Below are 6,347 nucleotides of genomic sequence, written 5' to 3' on the forward strand. Positions count from 1 at the left end.
GTCCCAGCCAGTGCCTGCCAGGCACCACTGCGTAGTCGGGCAACTGCCCGTGGAACCTGCGGTGACATCGTTGAAACTGCTGGTGTGTGAATAGGGAATCGAGTTAGCCAGTGTGGAGGAGTTCCCGGTGTTTCCTGAGAGTGCATACATGGCGGCGATCAGGGGGGAGGAAAGGCTGGTGCCTCCGTACTGGGCCCAGGACGATGCAGAGCTGGTGGTCGGCGCATAGACCGACAGGCCGGTCTGCGGATCTGCGTCGGCGGAGACGTCGGCCGAGGCGCGCTTGCTGCAGCCCGTGCCGAATGACGCCGCTGCTGTCAGAGCCGCATTAACACTGGAGCATCCGGATCCCGAACCGGACCATGCGGATTCGCCCCAACCCCTGGTGCTCGAGTCCTTGACCAAAGACGTGCCACCCACTGCTGTGACGTAGCTCGATGATGACGGGTAGGACGATCCGGTGTAGCCGTTGTCGCCGGTGGAGGCCGTCACGGCGATGCCGGGGTGGTTGTAGTAGGCGCCGTAGCTGGAATCCGCGGAGTCGCCTCCGCCGTAGCTGTTGGAGATAGCGGCGACACCCGGCTGCTTGGCGGCTGTGGCGACAGCCGTTCCAAGATTGGCCAGGCTGGCTGTTGATGCCTGGACTACCAGGATTTTGCAGCCCGGGCAGGCGGCAGAGACCGCGTCGACGTCAAGGGCCGTCTCGCCAGCCCAGCCCGCGTCGAAGCGGGGAAGTTTACTGCCGCCGTTCTGGTCCATGATGGTTAGGCACTTGTTGCTGACAGTGCAGGCCGGCAGGCCAAACTGGGCGCGGTAAACGCCAAGGTCGCGCTCGAGGTTCGGATAACCGTATGCGTCCACGATGGCCACGGTACGCCCGCCGGGGTTGAGGCCGGCGATGTTATAGGCGCTCTGAATATCGGCCGGAGTCTTACCGGTGGGCGGCGGCGTGGTGGACGCGGGCTGGACCTTTCCACCCTGGGCTGCGTTTGCCGTGGCTGAGTCGTCGACAAGTTTTAGCGCAAAGCATGAGGCGTGACCGCTTGGAGCGTCGGCGCAGACTCTCTGCGCATGCCAGTTGGCGGATGGAGCCGGCTGGGCGTTTGCCGGCGGCGCGAACGACGAGAGCGCACCAGCCAACAGCAGTAAGGTCCCTGAGACGCTAAGAATTTTCTTCACAAACTCTCCCTGAGGATCAACGTGATCCGTGTTGACAAAACCTGTCAGCACGTCGTGACAGAGAGTGTTGCACTATTTGTGAGAGTTGTCACTCATTTATTTTTCGGGGGTGACAGCCCGTCCGAGAGCAGCGGGGGAGTGGTTCGGGGCGGAAGCGGACCGGCGATGGCGAATTGGGCTTTGTCTGAGTCGCCACCGAAATCGATCCGGATAATTTTCTTTAAGGAGTAGCGGCTCATTTCACGATGCCACCGCGCCTGAGCGTCGACTTCCAAGAGCCAGACATGCTTGTCCCCCAATTCACCGCAGCTCCGATGAAAGATTTGTCCGGCCACGTCCGCTCTGTGAGCGCTGACCGTCGGGAGCGCCTTCGTTCAAGTAACCCTCGCCCCGGGTATTCTGCGAGGGCCGCGAAAGTCCGACAGCAGTGGAGAGGAATGGGTGACGACGCCCCGTACGTTGACGCTCCGGCCCCTGTTTGTCACGAGGGCTGCCATGGGCGCCTTTGTGCTGACGTTTCTGGCCTTGGTTGTCGCCCAGGCGCCGCYTCCGCCGACTGGTCCCGAGGAGAGCGAATGGTTCGTGGCTGTACTTGATGTGGCGACGTTTGCGCTTTTCGTCGGTTTTCTCTTGTGGATGAGTTGGCGGAACTGGCGATTGGCCGTTCTCCTGTCCGAGTCCGAAGTAACGGTTCAAGGATTTTTCCGGCACCGGACCGTTCCGCGGGCGGCGGTGTTGGACTTAGTAGTGGACCAGCTTGTCTGGGAGCGGGCGGATGGGGAAATCCAGGTCACTCGGATCACGGCTTTCCTGACGCCCCCAGCGGGTCTGGCCGGCGTCGTGGTTCGCCACAACGAAAGATGCCTCGCCCTGTTACGCAGCGAGTTCCCGGGCATTTCCAGCGGGGAACCAGGGATCGGCGGTTGGAATGGCCGACTCCGGGCCGAGGAGGACCGTCATTACGACACACCAACTTTTCAACGCCCGCGACAGGGGGACGAGCCACCCAAGCATGCAGGGGCGTTTAGGTCCTGGCGGGATGCACTCCCCATGATGGCGCAGTTGGCAGGCAGTCTTCTCCTCACCGCCTTCGCCTTGTGGCAGCTGCTGAGATCGTTGGGAGGGGTGGCGGGCGCAGATGTTCCGAGTGCTAACGTTCCCGGCCCCTTTGCACCAGAGAACGTCCTCGGCGCGACCTTGCCATATTTGCTTATGGCTGCATTGGCGCTGGGCTCCACGGTCCGGCTTTTCCGCTTCGCTCTTCGAAAGCGTCCGAACTCAAAGTGAGACCCCAGCTGTGAGGCCACCCATGATACGCCCGAGCTTAGGCTTCCCGCTGCCGCTTGGATGGGGTGAATGCACTCATTGATTTCGCCAACACGATGCGCCAGCCGACGTGAGTATTAGCTAAAAAACCGCGAAATTACGGTGGTGCACATTTGGCGCTTTCCGCCATAAGTCTCACATTCATGCCGGGCGGACTGTTCCTTGCCTACTCCCGGGGCACGCCCGCGGCGGACTCGGCTACCTTCAGGGCCTCGCCGTACGCCGTGACCGCGGACCGGTAAGTGGCCACGCTGCCCTCCGACTTGGCCTCTTCGGCTTTCCTTCTGGCCCGGATCATGGCCGCAGTCGCGGGGAAGGCGGTATCGGACATGGCGGGGAAGTCGAACTGGAGTTTCGGGTCGACCTCGTAGGCCAGCCACCGGCTGTCAAGCTGTTTGTGCCGGGCGGCCACCGAAGCGAAGGCCTGGGCATCCACCACCGACAGGGCGCCCAGGGCCGCGGGTGCAACGCCGGCGGCTTCCGCGGCCTTCCAGACGGCCTCGCGCTGGCGCTGCAAGGCGTGTGCCGTCCCCAGTTCCCGGGGGTCTTTGAGCCGGTGTTTGAGCATCATGTTGTTCTCGTAGATCCGGATCTCCTCCGGCGTCAGGTTGTCGAGCTCCCCGGCGCTTTTGCTGACGACGTCGGCAGGGCCTCTTCGGCTGGCGATGCTGCTGCTCGGAATAGGGAACAGGAATTTGCCGGCCAGGAAGCCGCCGGCCAGGACAGCGAGGACAACCCAGTCCGGTGCACCTGCGGAGCCGCTCGAGCCGGCTAGAAAGAAGCCGCCCGCACTGGTGACCGCCTGGCCCGTGGTGAACGTCAGTCGGGTCTTCCTGAAGCGGCGTACCGTGCGATGCGTGGTGAGCTGCCTGTAATGACACGAGCGGGCATCAGCGATCCACTTGCGGGCTCGGTCCACCGGTTGCGGGCTTTCAGTCATGGTCCCGAGGGTACCGTGGACCACCGACGTCACCAGCCGCCGCGCGTCGACGTGTGACCTTTCCGGGCGTCGTCGGGCATCGCCATCTCAGCCCGCAGGCCCAGGAGCCGGATGGGCCGGYCCGCYTCGATGGCGGCMGCRAGGTCCAGGCTCTGCGCGAGGATGGTATCCCGGTCAAAAGTCTCCGGAATCTTCCGGGCGTGGGTCTTCGTCAGGAACGGTGCATAGCGAACCTTCAGGGTCAGTCCCACGACCGGACGGCCCTCGGCCACAACGTCCTCGAGGACCCGCGCTGTCAGGTCCCTCACGGCGTCATCCACCTGGACAGGGTCGGTCAGGTCCTGCTGGAAGGTGGTTTCCCGGCTGTGTCCCCGGGCGACCCAGGGGGTGGCGTCCACCGTGCTGGAGCCGTCGCCCCGGCCCAGCTCCGCGTACCAGGGCCCCATCCGGGGACCGAACTCGGGAACCAGGTCCTGGGGATCGGCCGCAGCGAGCTCGGCGACTGTCGTGATGCCAAGTTTGGCCAGGCGGCCGGAGACCTTGGTTCCGACGCCCCACAGCTCCTTGGTGGGACGGCTGCCCATAACCTCGAGCCAGTTAGCCGCGGTGAGGCGGAAGACACCGGCCGGTTTGCCGAACCCGGTGGCCACCTTGGCCCGGACCAGGGTATCGCCGATGCCCACGCTGCAGTGCAGCTGCGTGCGCTCCAGCACGGCGGACTGGACCTGCCGGGCATAGGCTTCCGGATCAGCCGTTTGAACGCCGACGAAGGCTTCATCCCAACCCAGCACCTGCACGGTGGCGCCAGGCTGCGTGCGAAGGGTAGCCATCACCACCTCAGACGCCGCGAGGTAGGCCTCCTGGTCGACCGGCAGGATCACGGCGTCGGGAACTTTCCTGGCCGCGATACGCAACGGCATGCCGGAGCCCACCCCGTAGGCCCGGGCCTCATAGGAAGCCGTTGACACCACTGCCCGTTCCGTGGGGTCACCGCGGCCGCCGACGATGATCGGCTTGCCGGCAAGCTCGGGCCGCCGGAGMACTTCGACCGCCGCGATGAACTGGTCGAGGTCGACGTGCAGCACCCACGGGATTCCGTTCACGCCAACAGTCTGCCCTAAACCGTCCTGGCCGGCATCCGTTCGCCGACGTTCCGTTCGCCAGAGTTCCGAGGGCCGTTCCGAAACACCCGGCAACCGGCCTACCGGATATGGAACGTTGCCAGGCCCCAGTAGATGAGCGCATTGCGGACACCCGGGAGCGCCTCGAGGGTGTGGGGGCCGGTCCCGTGCATCAGGATGACGCCGCCGGCCCGCGCGCGCGGGGTAAAACGGTCGCCGAACTGTACGCGCCGGATGATGGTGGCGGCCGATGAGCCGTCCCAGTCCCGGGTGTCGACGGTCCAGAAGGCAGGGCGGCAGCCGGCGCGGGCCAGGGCGTTGTAGACCCGGAGGCTGAATGCCCCGGCTCCATAGGGAGGCCGGCACAGTTTGGGCGATGTGGTGGGAATGACGCTGCCGAAGCGGCGGACCTCAACGTTGATCTGGTTGGCGGTCATCCGTGAGTAGYCGCCGTGGTCAAAGCTGTGGTTGCCCAGCAGTTGGCGGGCTCCGATGAGCTGCGCGCGGTACGTCGGGTGGGCCAGCATGCACTTGCCCGTGAAGAAAAAGATTGCCTGCACGTTGTACTTGCGCAGCCAGTTGAGGATCCCGGTGAGACGGGCCTGGGTGGCGCAATCATCAAACGTCAGGCGCACGTTCGCGCTGTGCGCGTAGAGATGAAGGATGTTGGACTGGTCGGCGGCCGACAGGCGGGCCGCGGTGAGCAGCTGCGGCATCGGGTTCGTGGCCATCCTGACCACGGCCGGATGCACGGCGGCAGCGGTCGGCGTCGGCGTCGGGGCGTTAAGCCCGAGGATGATCATCAGAGGGACGAGCATCAGCCGCAGGATCTTCATGTGCGCAGCCACCTCATTCTCAGGGAACAACCCGCGATTAGCACGCGGATTGGAGCGTTCCCGATTCAAGTCTGAGGCCTGTGCTCCGGCAGCACTAGGGCCAAGCGTCCCGTCGGCGGACCTCCGGGGGAGAGGAGACACGCAACAGGACTCATTACTTGACTTTTCAAGTATTAGTGGGAAACTATATGCATACGCATATAATAGCGTAGGGCGGGAGCGCCGGCCCGGATGCGCCCGCAACATTGCTCATAGATTGGACTGACTCATGCAGCTCGAGAACAAGGTCGCATTCATCACCGGCGGCGGATCGGGGCTGGGATTGGCTACGGCCAAGACCTTCATCGCCGAGGGGGCGAAAGTCATGATCTTCGACTACAACCCCAAGTCGCAGGAAGTGGCCGACGAAATCGGCGCCAAGTTCTTCCAGGGTGATGTCTCAAAGGCTGAGAGTGTGGCAGCGGCGGTGGCGCAGACCGTTGCGGAGTTCGGCGGCGTGGATATCGCCGTTGCCTCGGCGGGCGTCGGAGGCGAGGGCGACGTGGTCACCTCGACCGTCGACAACTGGGAGCGCACCAATGGCATCGATTACTCGGGGGTGTTCTACACCAACAAATACGTCATCGAGCAGTTGCTCAAGCAGGGCCGCGGCGGTGTGGTGGTGAACCTCGCCTCCATGTTCGGCCTTGTAGCGGTCTCGAACAACATCGCGTACTCCGCGTCCAAGGGCGGTGTGGTGAACATGACCCGCGCTGCCGGCACGATGTACGCCAAGGAGGGCATCCGCGTGAACGCCGTGGCCCCGGGTGTCATCCGCACCCCGCTCATCGATGAACCCACGCTCGAGCAGTACGCCGGCCTGCACCCGGCCGGCCGGGTCGGGGAGGCCCAGGAGGTTGCCGACCTCATCACGTTCCTCGCCAGTGACAAGGCGAAGTTCATTAC

At 64.3% G+C, this 6,347-nt stretch carries 6 protein-coding genes; 2 read left to right on the forward strand and 4 right to left on the reverse strand.

The window, feature by feature from the left end; genetic code table 11:
• Window positions 1–1,230 (reverse strand): S53 family peptidase (locus AC1DHD_RS13055; RefSeq protein WP_476880122.1); only part of this gene is annotated, 1,230 nt, incomplete at its 3' end.
• A 444-nt stretch (window positions 1,231–1,674) separates the two neighbouring features.
• Between AC1DHD_RS13055 and AC1DHD_RS13060 the strand changes: the two genes are divergently transcribed.
• The gene (locus AC1DHD_RS13060; protein WP_476880123.1) at window positions 1,675–2,466 is read left to right on the forward strand and encodes a hypothetical protein; all 792 of its coding nucleotides are present in this window, start codon (window positions 1,675–1,677) and stop codon (window positions 2,464–2,466) included.
• A gap of 205 nt (window positions 2,467–2,671) precedes the next feature.
• Here AC1DHD_RS13060 and AC1DHD_RS13065 read toward each other — a convergent pair whose 3' ends face one another.
• The 3 genes from AC1DHD_RS13065 to AC1DHD_RS13075 all read right to left on the reverse strand — a co-directional run bounded on the left by AC1DHD_RS13065 (window position 2,672) and on the right by AC1DHD_RS13075 (window position 5,402).
• The gene (locus tag AC1DHD_RS13065) at window positions 2,672–3,445 is read right to left on the reverse strand and encodes a hypothetical protein (RefSeq protein WP_476880124.1); all 774 of its coding nucleotides are present in this window, start codon (window positions 3,443–3,445) and stop codon (window positions 2,672–2,674) included.
• Between the two features lie 29 nt (window positions 3,446–3,474).
• Window positions 3,475–4,548, reverse strand: a complete 1,074-nt coding sequence (locus tag AC1DHD_RS13070) for a DNA polymerase IV (RefSeq protein ID WP_476880125.1) — start codon at window positions 4,546–4,548, stop codon at window positions 3,475–3,477.
• 98 nt (window positions 4,549–4,646) lie between these two features.
• Complete coding sequence (locus tag AC1DHD_RS13075; RefSeq protein WP_476880126.1) at window positions 4,647–5,402, reverse strand: polysaccharide deacetylase family protein; 756 nt, start codon at window positions 5,400–5,402, stop codon at window positions 4,647–4,649.
• Between the two features lie 268 nt (window positions 5,403–5,670).
• Here AC1DHD_RS13075 and AC1DHD_RS13080 point away from each other — a divergent pair.
• On the forward strand, window positions 5,671–6,347 hold a 677-nt coding region (locus AC1DHD_RS13080; RefSeq protein WP_476880127.1), incomplete at its 3' end, for an SDR family NAD(P)-dependent oxidoreductase.

It is taken from the genome of Arthrobacter sp. 05L45_2 (assembly GCF_056397525.1).